We start from the raw sequence: 22,513 nt of genomic DNA on the forward strand, positions 1-22,513 counted from the left end.
CGCCGGACCGGCCACGTGAAGCCCCCACGCAGCCACTGCCCCGCATCGACGTCCAATAGCACTAAACCCCCCCTCACAATCCCACCACCCCTATCCCCCCCGCAGCCTCCTCCCCCCCAATACTGCTTATACGGCAAAAATTTCCCACTCATCACTATCCGCACACGATCCCCAGCCGGATCATTTTCCCGCGCCAGATCCATCTTGAAATCGATAGCGCTCATGATGCCGTCGCCGAACTCTTCGTGAATCAGCGATTTAAACGTGGTGCCGTAGACGTTCACCAATTCGTAGAACCGGTAGATCAACGGATCCGTCGGTATGGCCGTCGGCAGCGATCCCTTGTAGGGCGTGACTTGCAATTGCAGGATGGCGTCTTCGGGCAAGTCGAGCAGTTTGCCCGCGGCTTGGGCCTGCTCGGCGGTCATGGTCATTTGTCCCAGGAGCGCGGCGGCGGTCCACTCCTTGCTCTGGCCGATGACTTCGGCGATGGCTGGCCATTTCAGGCCTTTCTTCAGCTTTTGGGTAACGACAAGTTCGGTGACTTCGGCACGGGTCATCATGGTCGTGGTTCTCCTGAGAATATGCGGTTTGGGGGCAACGCAAAAAACAAAGGACAAGCTGACTGCATTGAAAAAGCCAAGCAGTAAATGCCGAGGCCCCTCGACACACAGTGTCTCGGGGCCTCGATGATTTCTTATTTGCTGCTGCGTTTACTCGCTGCGGAGCGACGCCGTGGTGTCGCAGCGCGCGTGGATGCGCGTTTGGTTGTGGAGGCGCCGGCCGGTGCAGTGTCACCGCTTTCGGTGGCGGCCTGAGGCGCCGCAGCCTCAACGGATTTCGCGGTCCTTTTCGTGGGTGGCGTCGTGACCGATTTAGCCGCGGTTTTTGCCGCTCGCTTGGTGACAGTCTTACGGGCCGGTTTTTCCTCGACTGCCTTTTCCTCCTGCGCCAACGCCCGCTGTGCGGCTTCGCGGAAAATGGCTTCGACTTCCTCCAGGCAGGCGCGGGCACGCTCGTTCAACGGGCCCGTGGCCTCCAGCACGTTGCGCATGGTGCCAAACGCATTGCGGATTTCGTCGGCGGACGCGCCTTCCAGCAGCTTCGGCATGGCCTGCAGGGCGCCTTGGCGGTCCAGCCGCATCATCAACGCTTGATCCCGAGCGAGATCTTTGAATTCCTGCAACGCCAGATCGGAATCGGTGTCTGCACGCAGCTTGCGCAGCATGGCAAAACTGCGCTCGTCGATGCTGCCTTCGGCGCTGGAGACGTACAGCATCATGCGGATGGCGGCCTCTGATACGCCGCCCTGGTCCAACTGGCCGCGCAATTCATTTGCCCGTTGTTCCATGAACGCCCGGTGTTCGGGAGAGACGCCCGGGTGGTTGCGAGGGGCGACGCCTTTTTTGGCACCCAGACCCGCCCAATCCTGTACGACAGGCGACCCATAGATGTTCATGAACAGCTGTTCCCCCGCAGCGTCGCGCAGCTCTTGCCACATATTCAGCCCGGCCACGATATTCTTGGACACCATGCGTTCCATCATGATAAATGGATTCATTGCATCGGCAGGGCGGCGATGTTCGCGTGCGTGCTCCGCCACCTGCGCCACTGGGGCGACCCAGGGATTGGTGTCGGAAATCAGCTCATAGGGCAGGCGCAGCGGATGCATGCGTTGCATCCATTCGGCGGACTGCGGCGTCACGGCGGCCCGGATCCAGGGTTGGACAAAGCTGCGGTACAGGCCCAGATTGATGTCCGAAATCCGCGCTACGGCCGCAAAGCGGCGGTCGTCTTCTTCGTTGCGCTGTACGATGGCGCGCACGTCATCGAGCTTGCGGCGTGCGAACGACACGACATAATCGCCCTCGGCGAGATCCGCATTGAGGGTCTCAGGCGTCTTGTCCGCGATTTCGGCTTGATAAATGCCGGCCGGCAGGACATCGATCAGGTCGATGTTGGCGGTGAACTCTTGGTGTTCTTTGCGGGCGACGGCGCCCGACACAAAAATGCCCAAGTGCCCGATGCTTTCGTGCACGGCGTACACAATGGTTTGGCCATGCGCCAGCACTTCGGCGTCATCCTGGTACAAGTCGGGAATCCAGCCCAGCGCCTGCGGCGGAGGCGTGATGTTGTCGCCCTTGGAGCAGAACACGATGATGGGCGAGCGAATATTGCGCAGGTCGATGCGGATGCCATCCGAGGTCACCAGCCCTGCCGTCGCCAGGCGATTGCCGATGAACAGGTTATCGACGATGTATTGGATTTCCGGTCCGTTCAAAAAAACGTGACCGCCCCACCAGCGTTCAAAATCCAGATAGCGGTCGGCCTCGGTATCGACTTTGGCATACAGGTTGTACTGCTTGCTCCACAGCGTATTGGCAGGATTGAGGTTTTCGAAATTCTGCACCAGCCAGGCGCCGTCAAAACGTCCGTGACCCAGGTCGCTGGCCATCTCCGTCAGCCAACTGCCACCCAGCAGTCCGCCGCTGTAGCGCATGGGATTCATGCCGCGCCAGCCCGCCCAGTACGATAATGGAGCACCGGCGACGATGATGGGGCCGAACAGTTCGGGCCGCATGGCGGCCGTCATCATGATTTGCCACCCGGCCTGGCAATTGCCGATCACCACTGGTTTGCCTTCGGACTCGGGATGGCGCGCGATGATTTCCTCTAGAAACCGAGCCTCGGCACGCATGACGTCTTCGACGGTTTGCGTGTTGGTGGGCTGCGGCAGAAACGAGGCAAAGTAGCAGGGGTGGCCAGCGCGCAAGGCTACGCCGATCTCGCTTTCCGGTTTGAACCCCCCGATGCCGGGCCCATGGCCTGCACGCGGATCCACGACTAAAAAGGGCCGCTTTTGCGGGTCCATCGGCACATCTGCGGGGGGCAGAATGCGCAGCAACCCGTAGTTGACCGGCCGGTCGAGCTCGCGGCCATCCAGTACCAGCTCGGACTTCATGCTGAGCACGTTCGGATGGCGCTTGGCCATGTGGCGGTGATACTGGTTGCCCCGCTGACGCATGACGTCGGCGTACAGCACGCTGCGTTGCAGGGTATCGATGGCGTAGTCGTAGGCAGCCGTCCAAGGGGTGGCTGGCACAGAGGCGGGGGCGTTGCGATCGTAGGCAGGTTTGGCCAAAGCGATCTCCGGTTGGGCAGCCAGCCGGATACGGCTGCGCTGACGGGATTGGTTTGTCGATGATCCCAATTACAGCGCATTAAATGTTGCAACGCAACATCGGTTTGCATTCGTTTGCAGCTAGGGCACGGGCGGAGCGGTGAACGGTTTCACGTTAATAGGGACAGGCCTATGGGTCCCCATATCGTGAAATTCCCTCGTCTATGGGGCCAGCCGCCGAGCGTACGCTATCGCCTCTTATCAACGGGTGTGCTTCAGCCGCCGTTTTGCAGGGACCGCGAGGAAGGCGTATCGGCGACCCGCAACATCCCCCCGAGATTCAAGGCGTCATTTAATCCCGCGCGTCTCGATTGAATTGCAGCCAAGTCTGGACCGCCGGTCGTTGCCATTGTGCGTCCGCATAGGCTTGCAAAGCGGTGGGCAGCTCATCGGTGCCTGCCAGCCGGCGCAGCATCAGCGCGAGTTCGGTGTCGGCTATGGTCCACGAGCCAAAGAGCTGTGCCTGGCCTTCTGGCAACAAGGTCTGTGCGACACGCAGCAGCTTTGCAGCTGCCGCCTGGCCGGCATCGCCGAGAGGGGCAGGGGGGGCGCCATGGAACACGACATCCGTCGGCCGTTCCTCACGCAGGGCCGCCAGGTCGCTGCGCAACCAGGCCTGAATCTGCCGCGCGCGCGCCCGCTCTTGGGGCGTGCCGGGATAGAGCGCAGGATAGTCGGGGGCGGGAAAAACGTCTTCCAGGTATTCGATGATCGCGCTGGATTCGGTCAAGTGAAACCCGTCATGTGTCAGCGCGGGGACGCGACAGGTAGGAGCTCGACTCGTATAAGGCGCCATGCGCTGTTCGCCCGCCTGCAGGTCCACCAACCGCAGTTCGACAGGCAGGCCTTTTTCCGTCAGCGCCACATAGGCGGACATGGCATAGGGGCTCAGGAACTGGGCGTCGACGTAGAGGGTCAAGGGAGAGGCAAGCGTATCCGACAAGATAAAGTTTCCGTGGCGGCAAACCAGTCAACCTGCAGTGCTGTAGCGGGCCGCTTCCACTATCGAGCACAGCTCACAGCGTAACGCAATCACGCCGTTACGGCATCCGGGCGCCGCTGAGGGCGAGGCGAACGTTGTGTTCCGCCCACGCCGTGCGGCTGGCGCTCGTCAATCGACGATAAACAGCCGGGCCCCGACGGGTGTGGACGAGCGATGTGCCTCGGCCTGATCGGCGACCTGATAGCTCATGCCCGGGGTCAGGACAAAGCGCCGTCCGTCTTCCAGCTCCGTGTGCAGCTCGCCCTCCAGGCAGAGCAGGATATGCCCCTTGCTACACCAATGGTCGGCCAGATAACCCGCCGAATAGTCGACCATGCGCACTCGGATATCGCCAAATTGGCGAGTGCGCCAATAAGCCATGCCAGTATCGCCGGGATGTTCGGTAGGTTCGATCGTTTGCCAATCGGTGGTGCCGAAGGGGATATCGTGCATTTTCATGGTGCAATCGCTCTCGTTATCCTTGCTATGCCGCTATTTTCTTTTGCCAGAACATGGCTTGGCCGGTGTCGCTGGCCAATTCGTAACCTTGATAACCGGTTTTGCGATAAAGCGCTTTGGCAGCCTCATTGCCTTGCAATACCTCAAGTGTGATCTTGCAGCAGCCGCGCGCAAGCGCAGTCTGATCCAGGGCCGCCAACAGCTGTTGCGCAATTCCCTGTCCGCGAAATCGCTCGGACACCATGAAATCATGCAGGTTCAATAACGGTTTACACGCAAAGGTGGAAAAACCTTCCAGGTAGATGGCCAAGCCCGCGGGCTGGCCATCCTGCAGAGCAATTAACGCGCCTGCCGTGGGACGTTTTGCCAATTCGGAAATCAGGTTGGCGCGCGTGTAGTCGGATAGTGGCTCATTGCCCCCCATGGGGCCCTGGGCGTATTCGTTCAGCAGCGAGACGACCATGTCGCCATGAGCAGGGTTGTTGAAATCAGCATTAATGATGGTCAGCACGATGACGTCCAATATCGGTGGCTGCGGATGAATGACGCAGCTCAAAACAGGTACAGAAGCACATTATGCCGTGTGCTGCCGTGTGGGTCTTTTTGTCTGAAAATGTTGGACAAGGCTGTCCCTCGCCTCGCGAGGGGGGCGAGCCGGATGCGGACATCGTGCCTGAGCGTTGAGTAGGTAAACTGCTGCATACGTCGATTCTCTGCCACTGGAGTTATTCCCATGTCCCACTCATCCGTCCCAGAGCCTCATCTGGCTTTGCCGGGGGGTAATGGCTGGGCGGGTTTAAAGGCCTGTCTGCCCATCATGATCGGTTATTTTCCTGTGGCCGTGACATTCGGTGTTGCGGGATTGTCTACCGGCCTGTCGCCTGTACAAGTCGTGTTGATTTCGGTCTTGGTCTATGCCGGGGCCAGCCAGTTTCTGCTGCTGGCCTCGATCAAGGCCGGTACCCCGTGGCTATGGGTCGTCGCCCTTTGCTCGCTGCTGAATGCGCGTCATCTGCTGTATGGTCCATTGCTCTCGCGCTTTCTGCCAGAGCGGCTCGGGATGCGCTTGAAGCTCGCGTTTTTGCTGACTGACGAAGTATTTGCCACGGCGCTGAACCGGATTGAACCGGTCTCCCCAGAACAGCGAAACCGTTGGATGACCTTACTCGGGCTGGGAGCCTGGTTGACCTGGATTGCAGGCACTGCCGTTGGTGTCTATGCCGGTGATGGTCTGGAGCATCACTTTCCCATGCTGTCCCAGGTCATGCATTTTGCCTTGCCCGCGCTGTTCCTGGCCCTGGTCTGTCAAAGCGTTACGCGTCCTTTGAGAGGTGCCATCATTGCTGCGCTGATCGTCGGTGTTGCATGTTCCGCCCTGGGCCATACGACTCTCGCCATCCTGGCCGCCGCTGTGGTGGGATGTGTGACCCACCGGTTGCAGAGCGCATGATGATAGGTAGCCAACTTGACTTCTGGGCGGCCGTTATTGCGATGGCTGTCATTACCTACCTGACGCGCGCGTTGCCCTTTTTACTATCGAGCCGTAGCCGGTGGCTGCGGCGGCTGACAGAAGGGTCGTCTCTGGCCGCTTTAGGTCCTGCTTTGCTGGCAGGAATCGCTACTGCTGTCATCGTGCCGGATGTGATGGCGTTGTCGGGGGTGTCCCAGATCCTGCCATACGCGGGAGGATTACTGGCGACGGCCCTGTCTGCCCGTCGGTTGGGGAATGCTGGGGTGGCGGTGATTGTGGGGGTGGGGGTGTATGGGGGGCTGCTGGTGGTGGTGGGGCGGTAGGCGTTGATGGTTGAGAGGGCGGGGTTCTTAAGGCGCCGGGCATCGCTGGACAAAGGCCATGCCGGCCCTATCGCCCGGTCTGGCCGGAGGCCAGACTTCCCTTCACCTGCCTCGCCAGGCGGGGCGGCTGGGCAAACTCGCTTCGCTCAAACATGCCCAGCCGACTGCCCCCCGCCTGACAAGGCAGGTTCGGCGGGCTCTACGGGCCGGCATGGCCTTTGTCCAGCGATGCCCGGCTCGCGTAATGTTCCACGCTCAAGACAGCAGCATCCAAGGATAGGCGCTCCTGCTACTGTGAGTCGTGAACGAAACCCTGAATAATTTATCCTGCGTGTTTCTCGGTTACCCCGAAATCTGCACGCCGATCCAGAATAACGCCGCCGCCAACAGCATCGAAGCCGGCAAGGTCAGCACCCAGGCCAGCAGGATATTGCGCACGGTACTGCCCTGCAGGCCGCTTCTGTTGGCAATCATCGTCCCCGCTACCCCGGACGACAGCACATGTGTTGTGGAAACGGGCAAACTGAATACGTTAGCCATACCGATGGCCGCCACGGCCGTGAGCTGTGCCGACATGCCTTGTGCGTAGGTCATGCCTTGTTTGCCGATCTTTTCGCCGACGGTCAGCACGACGCGACGCCAGCCCACCATTGTGCCGATCCCCAGGGCCAGGGCGACTGCCACGATGACCCAGAGCGGTGCGTATTCCGTAGTGGCCGTGAGGTCCGCGCGCAGTCGATGCAGGTCTGCGCGATCGCGGCTTTCCAGACCATCGAGGGCCGCGACTTTCTTGGCCGTGTCGTCCAGGCACAGCAGATAGCGGCGCACCGTGATGCGTTTTTCGGGTGAGAGTTCGTCGTAGTGTGTGACACCCTGCAGATCGTTTTGCAAAGCGTCAATCGTGGCCAGCGTCAACTGCGGATGGCAGTGAAACTGTTCGGGCAGATCCGTGCTTTCGTTCTTGTTCTTGGAGATGGCCAGGAAGTCATCCAGGGTGGGTTGATGCCGTAGATAAAACGCGCTGAGGTGGGTTGCGGCATCGCGCGTACGGTCGATCTGATAGGACGTGCTGTTTTCGTTCAGCACAAACTGCGCGGGCACGATGCCGATCAGCACCAGCATGATCAGGCCTATCCCTTTTTGGCCGTCATTCGATCCGTGGACAAAACTCACCCCCATGGCCGACAGCACCAAAATCAGACGATTCCAGAAGGGAGGGTGCTTTTTTGAGTCGAGTTCGCGGCGCTGCTCCGGCGTTTTGTGCATTTTGGAGGCAGGCCACCAGCGCTTGAATAGCAGCAGCAGGCAACCCGCGACCAGAAAACCCGCGATGGGCGAGGCGACGAGCGACAGGCCGATGTCGATGGCCTTGCCCCAATTGACGCCTGCGGCGATCGGCAGATCGGTCATCAGGGCATTGGCCAGGCCTACCCCCAGGATCGAGCCGATCAAGGTATGCGAGCTGGACGCCGGGATGCCGAAATACCACGTGCCCAGATTCCAGGCGATGGCAGCTGCCAGCATGGCAAACACCATGGCGAGCCCGCGGCCGGTGTCGACATTGATCAGCAGTTCGACCGGCAGCAAGTGGACGATGGCATAGGCAACGCCGACGCCACCCAGTAATACGCCTAGAAAATTGAAAATCCCCGACAGCATCACAGCCAGATGCGGCGGCATGGCCTTGGTGTAGATGACGGTGGCGACGGCATTGGCGGTGTCGTGAAAGCCATTGATGAATTCGAAGGCCAGTACGAACGTCAGGGCCAGCACCAGGCTGACGCCAATCCAGAAATCCAGACCAGAGAAGAGATGAAACATGGGAGGGGGGTAGTTGGGGCGGTGAGCGTAGGCGCAATTATTGCAGATTTGTGACCAGCAACTGACTGCACCTCTGAATGGGCGAAGGGGACCAGATTTGTTGTAACAGGGGGGCGGTCTCCATAATGCGATAGCATCGCTCTTTCTTCCTTTTTTCCCTGCCTGCTGCCATGTCCACCTCTGCCCAGCCTCTCGCCCGCCGCCATTCCGACGACCTCCTGGTGGGCTTGGTCTCGATTTCCGATCGCGCCTCGTCCGGTGTTTATCAGGACGAGGGCCTGCCTGCCTTGCGGGATTGGCTCGGGACGGCGCTGTCTTCGTCCTGGCAGGCGTCCGAACGCCTGGTTCCTGACGATGCCGCAGCCATTTCCGCCGCGTTGATTGAGTTGGTGGATGTGGTGGGCTGCGATCTGGTCTTGACGACGGGCGGCACCGGTCCGGCCCGCCGCGATGTCACGCCAGAGGCCACGCTGGCGGTGGCCACCAAGGAAATGCCGGGTTTTGGTGAGCAAATGCGCCAGGTCAGCCTGAAATTCGTTCCCACTGCGATTTTGTCGCGGCAGGTCGCTGTGATCCGGGAAACGGCGGACCATGCCGCACTCATCATCAACCTGCCCGGCCAGCCCAAAGCCATTCGCGAAACCCTCGAAGGCCTTCGCGATGCGTCGGGTGGCGTGGTGGTGCAGGGCGTTTTTGCCGCCGTACCCTATTGCATCGATCTGATTGGCGGGCCGTATTCGGAAGCGCATGAATCCGTGGTGAAAGTCTTTCGACCCAAGTCGGCATTGCGCAAGCCCGTTGCCTGAGTCCGCTCGCAAAGCGAGGCGGTTCGCGATCGGTGGCGCTGTGAGCCCCGGCCGGGCCGCCTGCCTTGCGGCTCGACGATTGCCGGTCGGTGCGATACGCCATGACCTTGCGGGCATACCCGACGCGTCATGTGTCGACTGCGTGCAGACCGTGCGGCATGTGTTGCGCTATAGTTGCCCGGGTCCTGTTTTTTCTTGGAATACTGTGTCATGAATGTGAAAGTCCCTGTGCTCCTGGCTTGTGTCGGTGCCCTCGCGGGTTGTGCTTCGGTCAAAGACATCACTGCACGCGACCCCGTGTTTTATGGATCGACAGCGCGTCCGGCAGAGGAGTATGTGCAATGCGTGGAGTCCGCCTGGAAGGGGCAGGGCACGAACGCCGAGCGGCAGCCGGTGCGTAATGGCTACGAGCTGGTCGTGCAGGGCTCCATGGGCGTTGAGGCTGTGCTGACGGCGACGACATGGAAAGGCAAGACCGACGCGAGTCTCTCGACGCGCATTCAACGCGCGAGCACCGCGTTGGCCGAGGCTGCGAACCTGTGCCTGTAAACATGGTGAATTACCGCACGATGATGCAAGGGGTGGTTCGGCATAGGAAGAGCCGCACAACGCAGGCAGGGGCGACTCGTCAGTTGCCTGGCCGCCGCACTATCCTGCAACGGTTTGCTCGTCTGGCTAGCCAGGTGGCGTTGTTGGCTGCGGTTTGCAGCGCGTCGGTGGCTCAGGCGCAGGGCTACATCAGCCGCACGCTCAATGTGCCTGTGCCAGGCGGCGTGGCTGTGGTGCCCTTGGGGACTGCAGATCAAGCCCCTCAGGCCAGCTTCAATGGCCATCGTGTCATGGTCATTCGCGACAGCGATCAACAATGGATCGCCGTGGTCGGGATTCCTCTGGGCACCAAAACCGGGACACAAACGTTGCAAGTGCAGGGCCGCCCTGCGGCTCAGTTCAATGTCGGGACCAAGGAATACGCCGCGCAGCATATCACGCTGAAAAACAAACGGCAGGTATCTCCCAATCCCGATGATCTGAAACGCATTGAACGCGAGCTTGAGGAGCAAGTTTCCGCCTATCGCATCTATCGCGATGGCGTGACGCCCAGCAATGTGATTCTGGATCGTCCGGTGGCCGGGGGCCGTTTGTCCAGCCCCTTTGGATTGCGGCGGTTTTTCAATGGCGAAGAGCGCAATCCCCACTCCGGCCTGGATTTCGCCGTGCCTACCGGAACGCCGGTGAAAGCACCGGCAGCCGGGCGTGTCGTTCTGGTCGGGAATTTTTTCTTTAACGGCAACACGGTTTTTGTCGATCACGGGCAGGGCTTTATCAGCATGTTCTGCCACTTGTCGGCGATCGACGTCAAAGTCGGCGACGAGGTCGCACGCGGCGCCGTGGTTGGTAAAGTCGGCTCTACGGGGCGCGCCACAGGGCCCCATTTGCACTGGAACGTCAGTCTGAACGATGCACGGGTAGATCCGGCAATCTTCATCGGCGCGTCGTCGTCCGCCCGATAGTTTTGAATTGATGGCGGCGCAGGAGCACCTGTGGGAATACTACACGCGCGTGGCATTGCAGCGTGGTGCGCAGGCCTCGCGGAACTCGGACCGGAAGATCCGCTATGCCGAGGCCTATCAGCGCGTGTTCCCTCAGGTGACTGGGGAACTGGCCTGAGCGGTGGGCACAGGGACGCGCCGCCGCATGAGTGAGGCGCCATCACAGGGGTGATGGCAAGTGTGATGCGCGCTAGGGACGAGCATCACTGAGTCCACCAGCGATCAAGATCACGTCGAGGGAACGAACAAGTCGTCAACCTGGACGCAATGGTGATCGGTGATGCTTAACGGTGATAATTGCGTTGCGGAGGACGGGGCGTGCTGGGCGCGCGCTCGTCTTTATGACGGAAATTGATGCGGCCCTTGGTCAGGTCGTAGGGCGACATTTCCAGGGTGACTCGGTCGCCTGCCAGGATACGGATACGGTGTTTGCGAATACGGCCGGAGGCGTAAGCGCCGACTTCGATGCCGTTGTCCAGGGTGACGCGATAGCGGCTGTCAGGCAGCACTTCGTCAACAATGCCGTCTAGTTCGATCAGTTCTTCTTTTGCCATGTATGACTCTCCTAGGTCGATGCGCACGCAGGTCGGGTCACGACATACGCGCCGCCCGCAGGCGGCAAACGCGGGGGCCCAAGCAGGCTTGGGCCGCGATGGAACATAAACATGTCCCGGCGGGTTCGGGTACAGGCCGGATTTCCTGGCGGAACCCGGGATGGGTACTCATGCCACTGGGGCAACATGCGCGCGAGGCGCGGCTTGGTCGCGATGCCGTGCAACATGCGCGTCACCGGAAGAAGCGGGGTAGTGCGGGCTGTGCTTGATAATACCGATGCCTCGTCGGGGATTATGCCTTGGCAGGGACTTTATACACAGAACAACTAGACATAATACGCCAATCCTGGCTATTTGACCAGGGTTTTCCCGTATTTCGTTTCCGGCTAGGCAGGGCCGGCTTCCGGGTATTGGGGCAAATCGTCCTTGATGTCGTGCCACGGCGCCTTGCTGGCGACGTACACATGGCTCGTGGCCTTGATGCCGGGATCGTCATCCAGCGCGCCCAGCGGCAAGCCATAGATTTCCGGAGTCTGGTCAAAGCGCGACAGCAGCGGCGTGCCGCAAGCGCTGCAAAATCCTCGATAGCTGCCGGGCGATGAGCTATACCAGGTGACATGGTTCTCCCCGCGCGTCCAGGCAAAGTCTTTGGCTTGCACGGTGGCGCGGGTGCGAAAGGCCGAGCCATGAGCCTTGCGGCACATGACGCAGTGGCAATTCACGGCTTGAGTCAGCGGGCCGGTGATTTCGTAGGCGACACGGCTGCACAAGCAGGAACCTTTCAACATGGAACGCTCCGGGATGAGTAGGAACCCTAATATATACCTGGGCTTGGGTCAGGACGCCAGAGGCGCGGTCATTGCTACATGACGGTTTGGTTGCAAAAGCCCTCTACGTCACTGTTTTCGGGGCGTCGGCAGTCTTTCTTCAGTCATCACCCTGTCACCGCCGCTGCACAGAATGCCGCCAATGGTTCGATAAGGGGATTTCCTATGACCTATGCGATCGAGGTGCGCGGCCTCAGCAAGTCTTTCCGCGAGGGCGTCAAGGCGTTGGACGACGTCAATCTGACCGTCGCGCCTGGCGAAATGGTGGCATTACTGGGGGCCTCCGGCTCGGGCAAATCGACATTGCTGCGCCATATGGCGGGTTTTGTGGCGGCTGATCGTGGCCACAACCATGTCATCGTCAATGGGCAGGCCGTACAGCGCGATGGCCGGATCAATACGCGGGTGCGCAGCGTGCGTGCTGGGATCGGGTTTGTTTTCCAGCAGTTCAATCTGGTGGGCCGCTTGCCGGTGATTACCAATGTGTTGACCGGTATGTTGCCGCGCGTGCCGACGTGGCGCAGTCTGTTGCGTTATTTTCGCCGCGATGAAGTGCAGGCCGGGCTCGATGCATTGGCCCAAGTTGGTATAGACGACTATGCCTTTCAGCGTGCATCGACCCTGTCTGGCGGACAGCAGCAGCGCGCCGCGATCGCCCGCACTTTGGTGCAAAACGCCCGCATCATCCTGGCCGATGAGCCGATTGCTTCGCTCGATCCGGAGTCTTCGCGCCGTGTGATGGACACGCTCGCGCATATCAATCGCACCCGCAAAGTGGCGGTGGTGGTGTCGTTGCATCAGGTCGATGTGGCGTTGCGTTATTGCCCGCGGGTGGTGGCGCTGCGCCACGGCCGCGTTGTGTACGACGGCCCCGCTGCGGCACTGACGGAAACCATGTTGCATCAGTTGTATGGCGCCGACGCTGCGGAATTGCTGCCCCAAGAAAACGAGCGTCCAGTTGCGCAGCCCGCTTTGATTACGCCACGGCCCTTGGCGGCCGCGGCCTGAGTTGCATCCTATTCCCTCACGGAGTTTTTACTCATGCTACGCAGAACTTTTCTTGCTCTCGCCGCGACGGCGGCATTGTCGTCCGGCGCGTGGGCACAAGACGTCAAGCCGCTGAACTTCGGTTTTATTTCCACCGAATCGTCCACCAATCTGAAAGCCGCCTGGCAGCCGTTGATCGATGATCTGAGCAAGGCGATCGGCGTGCCCGTCAAACCGTTTTTCGCTTCGGATTACGCAGGCATCATCGAAGGCATGCGCTTTAACAAAGTGCAGCTGGGCTGGTTCGGCAACAAGTCGGCCATGGAGGCGGTAGACCGCGCGCAGGGCGAGGTATTCGCCTCCGTCGTCGACAAAGACGGCAACCCGGGTTACTGGTCTTTGCTGCTGGTCAACAAAGACAGCAACCTGCAGACGCTGGACGACGTGCTGAAAAACGGCAAACAGCTGAGCTACGGCGCAGGTGATCCCAACTCGACCTCGGGTACGCTGGTGCCGGGTTATTTCTTGTGGGGCGCCAATCACATCGAGCCCAAGACGTTCTTCAAATCGGTGCGCGCTGCCAACCACGAAGCCAACCTGCTGTCTGTGATCAACAAGCAAGTCGATGTGGCCATCAACAACACCGAGATGCTGGAGCGTTATCGCCGCAATACCGGCAAAGACGCGACCGAGTCGGTGCGTATCCTGTGGAAGTCGCCGTTGATTCCCGCCGATCCCATGGTCGTGCGCAGCGACGTCCCCGCGGACATCAAACAGCGGATTCAGGCGTTCTTTGTGAACTACGGCACGGGCCCCGACGCCGAGCGCCAGCAGAAGATTCTGGCCAACCTGACCTACAAGGGTTTCCGCTCATCCAGCAATGCGCAACTGGTGCCGATCCGTCAGATGGAGTTGGCTAAAACCAAGCTCGGCATCGAGCGCGACACCACGCTGAGCGAGGCCGACAAGAAAGCCAAGGTAGCCGAGTTGGATCGTCAATTGGCTGAACTGGACAAGCTGGTTGCTAAACAACAGTAATGGGTATCACGTGCACCGGCCTGCACGTGCAGGCACGGTGCGCGCGAAGAAGTATGGCGATGCGGTCTGATGGCATTGCGCAGGTGGACGATGTGCCTGCTTCGCGGACTTCGCGAATAGATGTTGAGGCGAACCTGCCTATAAGAGTCGATTGACTCGATTTTCTCGTGTACGGATTTTTTACCGGATATTCTTCTTATGAGCGCTGTCTTGTCCTCTGCCCGTCATCGCGCTGCCGCGCGGTCTTCTTTGCCCAGTTTGTTGGTGTGGGCGGTGGTGTTGGCGCTATTGATGCTGTCATGGCGCGGCGCGGACATGCGTCCGATGGACCTGGTGACGCAATCCAGCAATATGGCGGCCTATGCCGCGGATTTCTTTCCGCCGAATTTCCGCGATTGGCGCATGTATTTGAGCGAGATGCTGGTCACGGTGCAAATCGCCTTGTGGGGGACTTTTCTCGCCATCGTGGTCGCGGTGCCGCTCGGTCTGCTGTGTTCGGCGAATATTGTGCCGGCCTGGGTTTATCAGCCTATGCGACGCTTGATGGATGCTTGCCGCGCGATCAACGAAATGGTGTTCGCCATGCTGTTCATCGTGGCGGTGGGACTGGGGCCTTTCGCCGGGGTGCTGGCGTTGTGGGTGCATACGACGGGCGTGTTGGCAAAGCTGTTTGCAGAAGCCGTGGAGGCTATTGATCCGCGTCCTGTGGAAGGCGTGCGCGCGACGGGCGCCAATGCGGTCGAAGAAGTTGTCTACGGCGTCATCCCCCAGGTCTTGCCGCTGTGGATTTCATTTGCGTTATACCGCTTTGAGTCGAATGTGCGTTCGGCTTCGGTGGTCGGTATCGTTGGTGCAGGCGGCATCGGCACGGTATTGTGGGAAATCATCCGCAGTTTTCAATATGCCGAAACCTGCGCGGTGATGATCATCATCGTGGCCTTTGTCGTGGTGATCGATCTGCTGTCGGCGCGTATCCGCAAGGCGTTGATTTAGTTCGAGTGGGGGGCACGCCCCCTACGCGTTAAAGCCGATCCTTGTCAATAAAGGAATTGGTCAAAATACCCGTATCCCGCTGGCGTCCGCCCTGTGCGCATCCCAGCGGGATATGTTTTTGTAAATAGGACGGAACTACAGCTCACCCCATTGTTACCTATGCTCACGGAACGGAGAACGGATCTCCCGTGCCGTACTGTGCAACTGGAGACGACATAATGGGTGCTAAGTTCCCCGCTGGCCTGCGTATGCGGCCGCTTGCTGTATTGATCGGTGTGGCTTTGGCCAGTGGCATGTTCAGCCGGCAGGCGAATGCCAACTGTGACGTGAATGGAAATGATGTAAATTGCACCGGCACCACGACGACGACGGTCCAGGTCGGGGCCGGCGGCAACTTGAGCATCGCGACCGGGGCGAGTGTTTCGGTGACGGGGCAGCAGACAAAAGCGGTCAACGTGATCGGCGGTGGTAATACCATCACCAATAGCGGCACGCTCTCCAGCGATCAGATGCCGGCGATCTGGTTTGATACTGGGTCAGGCTCGACAAAGAACGTAATCAACAATAACGGCACCATAACGACGGGCGTTATCAACAGCGATGGCTCTCTCGGAAGCGTTATCGGCAGCGCGCACGATATCGACGTGGAGTTCAATAACAATTTCACTGGGGTCATCAATGGCAGCGTGATCTTCGCAGGGGGCAACGACAATCTCGATCTCGATCCGGGCTCGAAAATCACCGGCGATATAGACGGAGGCCAGGGCAACAATCAGTTGTTTCTAGGCTCGGATATCAACTCCCAAGACACCTTGACGAGCAACGTCAAGAATTTTCAAACGCTCTTCGCCAAGGGACCAGGCACGTGGACGATGTCCGGAAACATCGCCGAGAATGATGATGGCTCTCTGATATCGATCCAGGTGGGTCCTGGCACGCTGGTGCTGACGGGGGACAGCAAAGCCATCGGCTCGGTGCAAATCATCGCAGACGCCACCTTCGAAACAAGCGCACAAGGCCTGTTGGGTGACATTGCTATGGTCGCCGACGATGGCGCTACTGGCGGCAAAATGGTCTTTGCGCAGCCAGACGACGCCACCTATTCAGGCACGGTGAGCGGCGCCGGATCGGTGACCAAAACCGGGGCCGGCACGCTCACGCTGACGGGGGACAACACCCATACCGGCGGCACGACGGTCTCAGGCGGCACGCTTGCCGTCAATAAAGATAGCGCGCTGGGCGCTAACAACGGCGCTCTCACGCTAGACGGTGGCACCCTGCAATTAACCAGCAGTGTCGACTTGTCGCCAAGCCGTGCGATCAACGTTACCGCGAACACCGGCACGATTGAAACAGTGGCCGGCGTAACCAGCACGATCGGTCAAGGCATCGGCGGTGGTGGCGCGTTGACTAAAAGCGGCGCAGGCACGCTGACGCTTACCGGCAATAGCACCTATATGGGGGGCACAACGATCGCTGGCGGCACGCTGCAACTCGGCGACGGCGGAAATACGGGTGACATCCAGGGCGGCGTCCACGTCCAAGCAGGCGGGGAGCTCGCTTTCAACCGATCCGATACGGTTACTTATTATCGTGTGATCAGCGGTGAAGGCTCTGTGACTCAACAGGGTACCGGCACGACAATTCTGACGAATACGAATTCCTATACTGGCGGAACGCTCATCTCCGACGGCACGCTTCAGCTGGGCGACGGCACCGAGGCGGCGGGTGGCATTGCCGGCGACGTGACCAATAACAGCAAGCTGGTCTTCAACCGATCCAGTGCCGTCACGTTTGACGGCGCCATCAGCGGCAGCGGCTCGGTGACGCAACTGGGCGGTGGTACCACGACGCTGACCGGCAACAATAGCTATCGCGGCGGTACGATCATCTCGAACGGTGCGATTGCCATCAGCGCAGACAGCGCGCTGGGCGACGCCGGGGGAGCGCTCACGTTGGACGGCGGCGCGCTCGCGCTAAACAGCAGTATCGATCTGTCGCCGACTCGCGCGATCAGCATCACCACGCGCAACGGTACGATTTCGACAGCGGCGGGCACGACCAGCACTGTGGGGCAGGCGATCACGGGCGCGGGCACGCTCACGAAAAGCGGTGCGGGTGCGCTTATCCTTGCCGGCGATAACCAATATAAGGGCACCACAATTACCGGCGGCGTACTGCAGGTGGGCAACGGCAACGCGACGGGGCATATCAAAGGCTACGTGGACATCAGCGCCGGCAGTGTGCTTGCTCTCAATCGATCCGATGATGCATTCCAGTTTGATGGCGTGATCAGCGGCGACGGTATGTTGGTCCAGCAGGGCAGCGGTACCGCTACCCTGACCGGCGCCAATACCTATACCGGCGGAACGGCGATCAATGTCGGCACACTGAGCGTCACGGCCGATTACAATCTCGGCGCGGCGTCGGGCGGGCTGACATTCGACCGCGGGACGTTATTGAATACAGCCGGCTTTACGACAGCGCGCGACGTCACCCTGTCGGCCGGAGGCGGTACGTTCAACACCGCTGCGGCGCTCGTCCATACCGGCTCGCTTTCCGGCAGCGGTCCATTGACCAAAGCCGGCGCTGGCGTTCTCACCTTGGCCGGCAATAACGACTACAGCGGCGACACACAAGTACAGGCGGGAACGCTGATGGTCAACAGCACGCTGGGTGGAACGGCCACCGTCGCCTCTGGCGGCTCGCTGGGCGGTGTGGGGACGGTGCTGGGTGCGGTCACCATTAACTCGAATGGCACGCTGCTCGGACACCAGGGACAAGTGTTGACGTTCGGCAGCGATCTTACGCTTGATGATGGCGCCTTTATTAATGTCGCCCTGGGTGCGCCCGAGGCTGCCGGTCTGTTCGAGGTAAAGGGGGACCTCGTGCTCGACGGCCAGTTGAACGTTTCTGATCTCGGTGGTTTCGGCGCGGGCGTTTATCGGCTGATGAACTACGACGGTGCGTTGACCGACAACGTATTGACCGTCAGCACAGTTCCTACCGGCGCGGATGCCGCAAAGATTCAAGTGCAGACAGCCGTGGCTAACCAAGTCAATTTGATCAACGACACCGGGGTGACGCTCAACTTCTGGGATGGCGCAGCGGACTCTAACAAGAACAACGGCGCGGTCGATGGCGGTGACGGGACGTGGAATAGTTCGAATCTGAACTGGACCGCGGCGGATGGCGTCGTTAACGGATCTTGGGTAAACGGCCAATTCGCGATATTCCAAGGCGAACCCGGCACCGTCACGGTCGACAGCAATAGCGGTATCGGGGTGTCGGGTATGCAGTTTGCAACTGACGGCTATCGTATCCAGGGCGGGGCGATCAACATTGACGGTGCGCCGGCCACTATCCGCGTCGGGGATGGCAGCGCTCAAGGGGCCACCTTCACAGCTATCATAGATTCCGCGTTGTCAGGATCCGGCACCTTGACCAAAACTGACTTAGGCACCTTGGTGCTGACGGGCAACAATACCTATGTCGGTGGAACGACCATCTCGAGCGGCACGCTGCAACTGGGCAATGGCGGTGCAACGGACGCCATTGCAGGCGACGTGACCAATAACGGCGTGTTGGCTTTCAACCGTTCCGATAATGTCACGTTCGACGGTGTCATCAGCGGCAGCGGCTCGGTGGCGCAGCTGGGAAGCGGCACTACAACCCTGACGGGCGGCAATAGCTATCTCGGCGGTACGACCATTTCCAATGGCGCGATCGCGATCAGCATAGACGCAGAAAACACCGACAGCGCGCTGGGCGACGACCGAGGAGCGCTTACCCTGGACGGCGGCACGCTCCAGTTCAACAGCGGGATCACGCTATCGCCGAATCGCGCTGTCAGCATTACCGCACGCAACGGTACGATTGCGACCGAGGAGGGCACCATCAGCACGGTGACGCAGGCGATTAAAGGCGCCGGCGCACTGACCAAAAGCGGGGCAGGCACGCTTACACTTGGAGGCGCAAACACCTATAGCGGCGGCACGACGATTTCGAGCGGCACGCTGCAACTCGGCACAGGTGGGGCGACGGGCAGCATCGCGGGCAATGTCGTCAATAATGGCGTACTGATGTTCAACCGTTCCGATAACGTCGCTTTTGATGGTGAAATCAGCGGCGCGGGCTCGGTGGTCTTGCAGGGCACCGGTATCACGACTCTGTCGGGCGCAAACACCTATAGCGGCGGTACGACCGTCAATGCGGGCACGCTGGCCGTTGGCGCAGACGATAATCTGGGTGCGCCTGCCGGCACGCTGACATTGAACAACGGGACCTTCGTCAATACAGCCAGTTTTACGATGGCGCGCGACGTGATGCTCGCACCGGGTGGCGGTACGTTCAATACCGCTCATGCTCTGACGCTTAACGGCACGCTGTCCGGCAGCGGTCTGCTGACCAAGGCCGGCGCTGGCGTCCTCACGCTGAACGGGAATAGCGGCTACGGCCAGCCCATAGGCGTTCTAGCGGGCACGCTGATGGCCAATGGCACACACGGCGTGATCACGGTCGACGCGGGCGCCACGCTAGGCGGCACGGGGGTCATACGCGCGGCGGTCTTCTCCGGAGACGGCATTCTGTTGGGGCGGCAAGGCCAGGTACTGACATTCGAGGACAGCCTGTTGTTTGGCGGTCGTGCGATGATTAACGTCGAGCTCGGCGCGCCCGAGAGCGCGGGGCTATTCGATGTAAAAGGCCATCTGGAACTGAACGGCCAACTGAATATTTCCGATCTGGGCGGCTTCGGCCCCGGTATCTATCGATTGTTCAATTACGGAACCATGGTCTACCACGGCCTGGACATCGGCACCGTTCCGGCTGGGATAGATCCCGCCGGCCTCACTGTGCAAACGGCTCAGGCCAATGAAGTGAATCTGATCAACACGACAGGGGTTACGCTGCATTTTTGGGATGGCGCAGATCCGGCGAATCAAGACAACAACGTCGTAGATGGTGGCAATGGTACGTGGAGCACCGGCAACTCGGCGTGGACCAACGGGGACGGCAGCGAGAACGGTCAGTGGATCAACGGCAATTTCGCAGTGTTCCAAGGCCAAGCCGGCACGGTGACGGTGAACAACGACGGCGTTTCGGTTTCCGGCATGCAGTTCGCCAACGACGGGTATCAAATCCAGGGCGGTCCGATCGGGCTGGCGCACCAGGAGACGATCATACGTACCGGGGCAGGCGGTATTCAGGGCGCAGACGTGACGGCCACGATCGCGTCGGCGCTGACCGGAACGGGCGGCTTGACGAAAACCGATCGCGGCACATTGGTGCTGACTGGCACCAATACTTATGCCGGCAACACCACGATACGAGGAGGCACGCTGCAGCTGGGCGATGGCGGCGCGGCCGGCAGCATTACGGGCAACGTAGCGACCGCCCACGATGCCAGACTGGTTTTCAATCGTTCCGATGACGCGTTTGTGCTGGGCGGCACGATCAGCGGTGCGGGATCGGTGACACAGCAGGGCAGCGGCACGACGACGCTCACAGGCGAGAACACCTATAGCGGCGGCACCTACATTTCCAAGGGCGTCTTGCAACTCGGCGACGGTGGTGAGCGCGGCAGCCTCACCGGCAAAGTGACGACTGCCGAGGATGGGGCGCTTGCCTTTAACCGGTCCAATAACGCGACGTTCAATGGCGCGATTACTGGCGCCGGGTCGGTCATCCAGCGCGGAAGCGGCACGACCATTCTGACGGGCGGGAATACCTACAGTGGAGGGACGAGCATCACGCATGGCACGTTGCAGCTGGGCGATGGCGGCACCACTGGCAGCATTCTGGGGAATGTCGACATTGCCGATCGCGCGGCGCTGGCTTTCAATCGTTCAGATACGCAGCGGTTTGACGGCTTGATCGCTGGTTCGGGGCAAATCCGGCACATCGGTTCAGGCCAGACCACACTGACGGCAAACAGCTCTGGATTCACGGGCACGACCATCATCGAGCGCGGCACGCTGGCGGTCAACGGCAGCCTTTGTGGCGGCATGAACGTCGGCGCGGACGGACGGCTGCAAGGGACCGGCACGGTGTGCGACACGACCAACAACGGCACGGTGGCCCCAGGCAATTCGATCGGCACCTTGACGATTGCAGGGAACTACGTGGGCGCTGGCGGCACGCTGGAGATGGAAGCGGCGTTGGGTGGTGACAACTCGCCAACGGATAGATTGGTGATCACCGGCGACACCTCGGGCACCACCAACGTGCGTGTAATCAATGACGGCGGCGTCGGTGCGCAGACGGTCGAGGGTATCAAGCTGATCGATGTAGGCGGAAACTCCGCTGGCGATTTCTCGCTGACGGGAGACTACGTCATACAGGGGCAGCAAGCCGTCGTTGCCGGCGCGTATGCCTACACCTTGCAGAAAGACGGGATAAGCACGCCTGATGATGGCGACTGGTACCTGCGCTCGTCACTGCTGCCCTCCGGGGGCGGCAACAATCCGCAACCCCCCTCATCGGGCCCGCTGTATCAGCCCGGTGTGCCCGTCTACGAGGCATATCCGTCCGTGCTACTCGGCCTGAATGGCTTGCCGACTCTGCAGGAGCGCGTGGGCAATCAGTATGGGCATTCGGGTGACAGTACGACGCCGTCCGAGGCTGCAGGCCAGTACACGCGGTCTGGTCCCGTAGACGGTGCGTGGGCACGCGTGGAGGGCGTGAACAGCCGCTTCGAGCCCAAACACTCCGCTACCGGTATCACTACCCACACCGACCAGTACAAAATTCAGGTGGGCGTGGATCACTCCTTGGCCGAGAGCCAGGGTGGACGTCTGGTCGGTGGCGTCAATGCGCAGTATGGCAATGCGTCGTCCAGTGTCGATTCGTTCTACGGCAAGGGCCGGATCAACGCCGATGCCTACAGTTTAGGCACGTCGCTCACGTGGTACGATGACAACGGCGTTTACGTGGACGGTCAGGCGAAACTGAGCTGGTTCAGCAGCACCTTGTCATCCCGCACCTTGGGCCGCGGCCTGGCCAAGGATAACGACGGCTTTGGCTACGCGTTGGGCGTGGAGACCGGCAAACGTATTGGGTTCGGCAACGGATGGGGCGTGACGCCGCAAGCGCAATTGCAGTATTCGTCGGTAGACTTCGACAGCTTTACCGATCCCTACGGTGCGCGGGTTTCGCTGGAGAGCGGCGACAGCTTGCTGGGACGTGTAGGCGTGGCGGCAGATCATCAGGATGTGGTGCGAGACGCGATGGGCAAGGTCGTCCATCGACGCAGCGTCTACGGCATTGCCAACCTGTACTACGAAATGCTCGACGGTACGGCCGTCCGGGTGGCAGGTGGCCGGATCGCCAGTTCCGATGATCGAGCCGCTGCGGGGCTCGGGGCAGGCGCCACGTATAGTTGGGCCGACGACAAGTATGCTGTGTATGGAGAAGTGATGGCCAAGACCAGCTTGGAAAATTTCGGCGAAAGCTACAGCTATAGCGGTACCGTCGGTCTGCGGATGCGATATTGATCCGATAGGGTTGGCTGTCGTGGCCCGC

Annotated in this window: 16 protein-coding genes and 2 pseudogenes; 10 read left to right on the top strand and 8 right to left on the bottom strand. The window is 60.4% G+C overall.

Annotation, left to right across the window (positions count from 1 at the left end):
• Positions 1-119: 119 nt before the first annotated feature.
• The 5 genes and pseudogenes from cynS to ACYVIT_RS05175 form a co-directional block, all read right to left on the bottom strand.
• Positions 120-560, bottom strand: a pseudogene (gene cynS, locus ACYVIT_RS05155) (cyanase); the annotation flags it as partial.
• 137 nt (positions 561-697) lie between these two features.
• Positions 698-3,142: a DUF3141 domain-containing protein gene (locus tag ACYVIT_RS05160; protein ID WP_415809045.1), complete on the bottom strand. Its 2,445-nt coding sequence runs from the start codon at positions 3,140-3,142 to the stop codon at positions 698-700.
• A 331-nt stretch (positions 3,143-3,473) separates the two neighbouring features.
• Complete coding sequence (gene yfcF / locus ACYVIT_RS05165) at positions 3,474-4,124, bottom strand: glutathione transferase (protein WP_415809046.1); 651 nt, start codon at positions 4,122-4,124, stop codon at positions 3,474-3,476.
• Between the two features lie 168 nt (positions 4,125-4,292).
• Positions 4,293-4,622: a DHCW motif cupin fold protein gene (locus ACYVIT_RS05170; RefSeq protein ID WP_415809047.1), complete on the bottom strand. Its 330-nt coding sequence runs from the start codon at positions 4,620-4,622 to the stop codon at positions 4,293-4,295.
• A gap of 25 nt (positions 4,623-4,647) precedes the next feature.
• Entirely contained in the window at positions 4,648-5,133 is a 486-nt protein-coding gene (locus ACYVIT_RS05175) for a GNAT family N-acetyltransferase (protein ID WP_415809048.1), read from the bottom strand.
• 222 nt (positions 5,134-5,355) lie between these two features.
• Here ACYVIT_RS05175 and ACYVIT_RS05180 point away from each other — a divergent pair, with 222 nt between their 5' ends.
• Both ACYVIT_RS05180 and ACYVIT_RS05185 read left to right on the top strand, forming a co-directional pair.
• Complete coding sequence (locus ACYVIT_RS05180) at positions 5,356-6,072, top strand: AzlC family ABC transporter permease (RefSeq protein ID WP_415809049.1); 717 nt, start codon at positions 5,356-5,358, stop codon at positions 6,070-6,072.
• Complete coding sequence (locus ACYVIT_RS05185) at positions 6,072-6,416, top strand: AzlD domain-containing protein (RefSeq protein WP_460478180.1); 345 nt, start codon at positions 6,072-6,074, stop codon at positions 6,414-6,416. Before ACYVIT_RS05180 ends, ACYVIT_RS05185 begins: the two co-directional genes overlap by 1 nt.
• 342 nt (positions 6,417-6,758) lie before the next feature.
• Here the strand turns inward: ACYVIT_RS05185 and ACYVIT_RS05190 are convergent, their stop codons facing one another.
• Positions 6,759-8,237 (bottom strand): inorganic phosphate transporter, encoded by a 1,479-nt coding sequence (locus tag ACYVIT_RS05190; protein WP_415808511.1) that lies wholly within the window; start codon positions 8,235-8,237, stop codon positions 6,759-6,761.
• A gap of 170 nt (positions 8,238-8,407) precedes the next feature.
• Here ACYVIT_RS05190 and mog point away from each other — a divergent pair, with 170 nt between their 5' ends.
• The 4 genes and pseudogenes from mog to ACYVIT_RS05210 all read left to right on the top strand — a co-directional run.
• Entirely contained in the window at positions 8,408-9,043 is a 636-nt protein-coding gene (mog, locus tag ACYVIT_RS05195) for a molybdopterin adenylyltransferase (RefSeq protein WP_415808512.1), read from the top strand.
• Between the two features lie 210 nt (positions 9,044-9,253).
• A complete protein-coding gene (locus tag ACYVIT_RS05200) occupies positions 9,254-9,592 on the top strand; it encodes a hypothetical protein (protein WP_415808513.1) in 339 nt (112 codons plus the stop codon).
• A gap of 2 nt (positions 9,593-9,594) precedes the next feature.
• Complete coding sequence (locus ACYVIT_RS05205; protein WP_460478163.1) at positions 9,595-10,554, top strand: peptidoglycan DD-metalloendopeptidase family protein; 960 nt, start codon at positions 9,595-9,597, stop codon at positions 10,552-10,554.
• A pseudogene (locus ACYVIT_RS05210) lies at positions 10,553-10,711 on the top strand (PIG-L domain-containing protein); the annotation flags it as partial. The gene ACYVIT_RS05205 and the pseudogene ACYVIT_RS05210, both read left to right, overlap by 2 nt.
• Before the next feature lie 166 nt (positions 10,712-10,877).
• Here ACYVIT_RS05210 and infA read toward each other — a convergent pair.
• Positions 10,878-11,147, bottom strand: a complete 270-nt coding sequence (infA, locus tag ACYVIT_RS05215) for a translation initiation factor IF-1 (RefSeq protein ID WP_415808515.1) — start codon at positions 11,145-11,147, stop codon at positions 10,878-10,880.
• Positions 11,148-11,533: 386 nt separating this feature from the next.
• Positions 11,534-11,935, bottom strand: a complete 402-nt coding sequence (locus ACYVIT_RS05220; RefSeq protein WP_415808516.1) for a GFA family protein — start codon at positions 11,933-11,935, stop codon at positions 11,534-11,536.
• 204 nt (positions 11,936-12,139) lie between these two features.
• On the opposite strand from ACYVIT_RS05220, the gene phnC reads away from it, so the two are divergent.
• The 4 genes from phnC (at position 12,140) to ACYVIT_RS05240 (ending at position 22,485) form a co-directional block, all read left to right on the top strand.
• Positions 12,140-12,982 carry a phosphonate ABC transporter ATP-binding protein gene (gene phnC / locus ACYVIT_RS05225; RefSeq protein WP_415808517.1) on the top strand — a complete coding sequence of 281 codons (843 nt, stop codon included), beginning with the start codon at positions 12,140-12,142 and terminating at the stop codon, positions 12,980-12,982.
• A 33-nt stretch (positions 12,983-13,015) separates the two neighbouring features.
• On the top strand, positions 13,016-13,999 hold the full coding sequence (phnD, locus tag ACYVIT_RS05230) for a phosphonate ABC transporter substrate-binding protein (RefSeq protein WP_415808518.1): 984 nt from the start codon (positions 13,016-13,018) through the stop codon (positions 13,997-13,999).
• A gap of 198 nt (positions 14,000-14,197) precedes the next feature.
• Complete coding sequence (gene phnE / locus ACYVIT_RS05235) at positions 14,198-14,992, top strand: phosphonate ABC transporter, permease protein PhnE (RefSeq protein ID WP_415808519.1); 795 nt, start codon at positions 14,198-14,200, stop codon at positions 14,990-14,992.
• 218 nt (positions 14,993-15,210) lie between these two features.
• Positions 15,211-22,485 carry an autotransporter-associated beta strand repeat-containing protein gene (locus ACYVIT_RS05240; protein WP_415808520.1) on the top strand — a complete coding sequence of 2,425 codons (7,275 nt, stop codon included), beginning with the start codon at positions 15,211-15,213 and terminating at the stop codon, positions 22,483-22,485.
• The last annotated feature ends 28 nt before the right edge of the window (positions 22,486-22,513 follow it).

This window comes from Bordetella muralis (assembly GCF_054781015.1).